This is a genomic window from Pseudoxanthomonas jiangsuensis (genome assembly GCF_010093185.1).
GTDB lineage: Bacteria > Pseudomonadota > Gammaproteobacteria > Xanthomonadales > Xanthomonadaceae > Pseudoxanthomonas > Pseudoxanthomonas jiangsuensis.
Window position 1 is genome coordinate 1 of the sequence record NZ_PDWL01000052.1, and the last position, 3,496, is coordinate 3,496.

A 3,496-nucleotide genomic window follows, 5' to 3' on the forward strand; every position below is an offset into this window, starting at 1 on the left:
GACTTTTGGGTCTGTAGCTCAGGTGGTTAGAGCGCACCCCTGATAAGGGTGAGGTCGGTGGTTCGAGTCCTCCCAGACCCACCAACTCTGGATGTAAGCAAGCGCACACATATTGAATTTACGGATCGGGCGTTGAGGCCCGGTGCGTGTTCTTTTAAAACTTGTGATGTAGCGAGCGTTTGAGATGTCTATCTCGACGTGTCGTTGAGGCTAAGGCGGGGGCTTCGAGCCCCTAAAAATTGAGTCGTATGTTCGCGCGGGTGGCTTTGTACCCCACCTGCACGTCATTAGCTCCGAGGCGACTTGGGGTTATATGGTCAAGCGAATAAGCGCACACGGTGGATGCCTTGGCGGTCAGAGGCGATGAAGGACGTGACAGCCTGCGAAAAGCGCGGGGGAGCTGGCAATAAGCTTTGATCCCGCGATGTCCGAATGGGGAAACCCACTGCTTCGGCAGTATCCTGCAGTGAATACATAGCTGCTGGAAGCGAACCCGGTGAACTGAAATATCTAAGTAACCGGAGGAAAAGAAATCAACCGAGATTCCCTAAGTAGTGACGAGCGAACGGGGACTAGCCCTTAAGCTGGAATGGTTCTAGGAAAACAACCTGGAAAGGTTGGCCATAGAAGGTGACAGCCCTGTATTCGAAAGGGCCACTCCAGTGAAGACGAGTAAGGCGGGGCACGTGAAACCCTGTCCGAACATGGGGGGACCATCCTCCAAGGCTAAATACTCCTGACCGACCGATAGTGAACCAGTACCGTGAGGGAAAGGCGAAAAGAACCCCGGAGAGGGGAGTGAAATAGACCCTGAAACCGTGTGCGTACAAGCAGTAGGAGCCCGCAAGGGTGACTGCGTACCTTTTGTATAATGGGTCAGCGACTTACAGTTCGTGGCAAGCTTAACCGTATAGGGGAGGCGAAGGGAAACCGAGTCTGAATAGGGCGCATAGTCGCGGGCTGTAGACCCGAAACCGGGTGATCTAGTCATGCCCAGGGTGAAGGTGCCGTAACAGGTACTGGAGGCCCGAACCCACTCCCGTTGCAAAGGTAGGGGATGAGGTGTGATTAGGAGTGAAAAGCTAATCGAACCCGGAGATAGCTGGTTCTCCTCGAAAGCTATTTAGGTAGCGCCTCATATGTATCCTCTCGGGGGTAGAGCACTGTTATGGCTAGGGGGTCATCGCGACTTACCAAACCATTGCAAACTCCGAATACCGAGACGGACTGTATGGGAGACACACGGCGGGTGCTAACGTCCGTCGTGAAAAGGGAAACAACCCAGACCCACAGCTAAGGTCCCAAATTACCGCTAAGTGGGAAACGATGTGGAAAGGCACAGACAGCCAGGAGGTTGGCTTAGAAGCAGCCACCCTTTAAAGAAAGCGTAATAGCTCACTGGTCGAGTCGGTCTGCGCGGAAGATTTAACGGGGCTAAGCGGTAAACCGAAGCTTGGGGTGCACAACTTGTTTGTGCGCGGTAGAGGAGCGTTCCGTAAGCCTGTGAAGGTGGATTGAGAAGTCTGCTGGAGGTATCGGAAGTGCGAATGCTGACATGAGTAACGATAATGCGGGTGAAAAGCCCGCACGCCGAAAGCCCAAGGTTTCCTTGCGCAACGTTAATCGACGCAGGGTTAGTCGGTCCCTAAGGCGAGGGCGAAAGCCGTAGTCGATGGGAAGCAGGTTAATATTCCTGCACCTCGCGTGAGTGCGATGGAGGGACGGAGAAGGTTAGGTGTACCGGGCGTTGGTTGTCCCGGGGAAAGGCGGTAGGTTTGGATCTTTGGCAAATCCGGGATCCTTTAAGACCGAGCACCGAGACGAGCCCTTTAGGGCGAAGTCACTGATACCACGCTTCCAGGAAAAGCTCCTAAGCTTCAGCTCACGCAGACCGTACCGTAAACCGACACAGGTGGGTAGGATGAGAATTCTCAGGCGCTTGAGAGAACTCGGGTGAAGGAACTAGGCAACATGGCACCGTAACTTCGGGAGAAGGTGCACCCCCTTTGGTGGCCCATGCGGGCTATAGCTGAGGGGGGTCGCAGAAACCAGGCCGCTGCGACTGTTTATCAAAAACACAGCACTCTGCAAACACGAAAGTGGACGTATAGGGTGTGACGCCTGCCCGGTGCTGGAAGGTTAATTGATGGGGTCAGCCGCAAGGCGAAGCTCTTGATCGAAGCCCCAGTAAACGGCGGCCGTAACTATAACGGTCCTAAGGTAGCGAAATTCCTTGTCGGGTAAGTTCCGACCTGCACGAATGGCGTAACGACAGCGGCGCTGTCTCCACCCGAGACTCAGTGAAATTGAAATCGCTGTGAAGATGCAGCGTTCCCGTGGCAAGACGGAAAGACCCCGTGAACCTTTACTATAGCTTTACATTGAACGTTGAGTTCGTCTGTGTAGGATAGGTGGGAGGCTTTGAAGTGTCGGCGCTAGCTGGCATGGAGCCATCCTTGAAATACCACCCTGATGTGCTTGACGTTCTAACCTGGGCCCGTAATCCGGGCCGGGGACCATGTATGGTGGGTAGTTTGACTGGGGCGGTCTCCTCCCAAAGAGTAACGGAGGAGCTCGAAGGTACGCTCAGCGCGGTCGGACATCGCGCACTGTGTGCAAAGGCATAAGCGTGCTTGACTGCAAGATCGACGGATCAAGCAGGTACGAAAGTAGGACTTAGTGATCCGGTGGTTCTGTATGGAAGGGCCATCGCTCAACGGATAAAAGGTACTCCGGGGATAACAGGCTGATACCGCCCAAGAGTTCATATCGACGGCGGTGTTTGGCACCTCGATGTCGGCTCATCACATCCTGGGGCTGTAGTCGGTCCCAAGGGTATGGCTGTTCGCCATTTAAAGTGGTACGCGAGCTGGGTTCAGAACGTCGTGAGACAGTTCGGTCCCTATCTGCCATGGGCGTTGGAGATTTGAGAGGGGCTGCTCCTAGTACGAGAGGACCGGAGTGGACGAACCTCTGGTGTTCCGGTTGTCACGCCAGTGGCATTGCCGGGTAGCTATGTTCGGAAGCGATAACCGCTGAAAGCATCTAAGCGGGAAGCGCGCCTCAAGATGAGATCTCCCGGGACACAAGTCCCCTAAAGGAACCATCAAGACTAGGTGGTTGATAGGTCAGGTGTGTAAGCGCAGCAATGCGTTGAGCTAACTGATACTAATGATCCGTGTGGCTTGACCATATAACCTCAAGTGGCCTTGGACTCGACGATCACGTCGATAGCCATCCGCCGCTCTCTACATCACAAGTCCTTATGCGAGACGGTGCGGTATGCACGGTCTGTCCCCGGACAGCCATGCTCACCAGCACGCTCCAACCGTCTCCCTGGTGAAATTAGCGTTGTGGAACCACCCGATCCCATCCCGAACTCGGAAGTGAAACGCAACAGCGCCGATGGTAGTGTGGGCTTCCCATGCGAGAGTAGGTCATCGCCAGGGTCTTTACCCTCAAACCCCCAGCCAATCGGCTGGGGGTTTGTCTTTGC

1 tRNA gene and 2 rRNA genes are annotated in these 3,496 nt (G+C 54.7%); all 3 read left to right on the forward strand.

Annotated elements, in window-relative coordinates:
• The first annotated feature begins 7 nt into the window (after nt 1-7).
• The 3 genes from CSC62_RS17050 (at nt 8) to rrf (ending at nt 3,449) form a co-directional block, all read left to right on the forward strand.
• Nucleotides 8-84: transfer RNA gene (locus CSC62_RS17050), tRNA-Ile, on the forward strand.
• Nucleotides 85-315: 231 nt separating this feature from the next.
• Nucleotides 316-3,193, forward strand: a 23S ribosomal RNA gene (locus CSC62_RS17055).
• A gap of 142 nt (nt 3,194-3,335) precedes the next feature.
• Nucleotides 3,336-3,449: ribosomal RNA gene (rrf, locus tag CSC62_RS17060) — 5S ribosomal RNA — on the forward strand.
• The last annotated feature ends 47 nt before the right edge of the window (nt 3,450-3,496 follow it).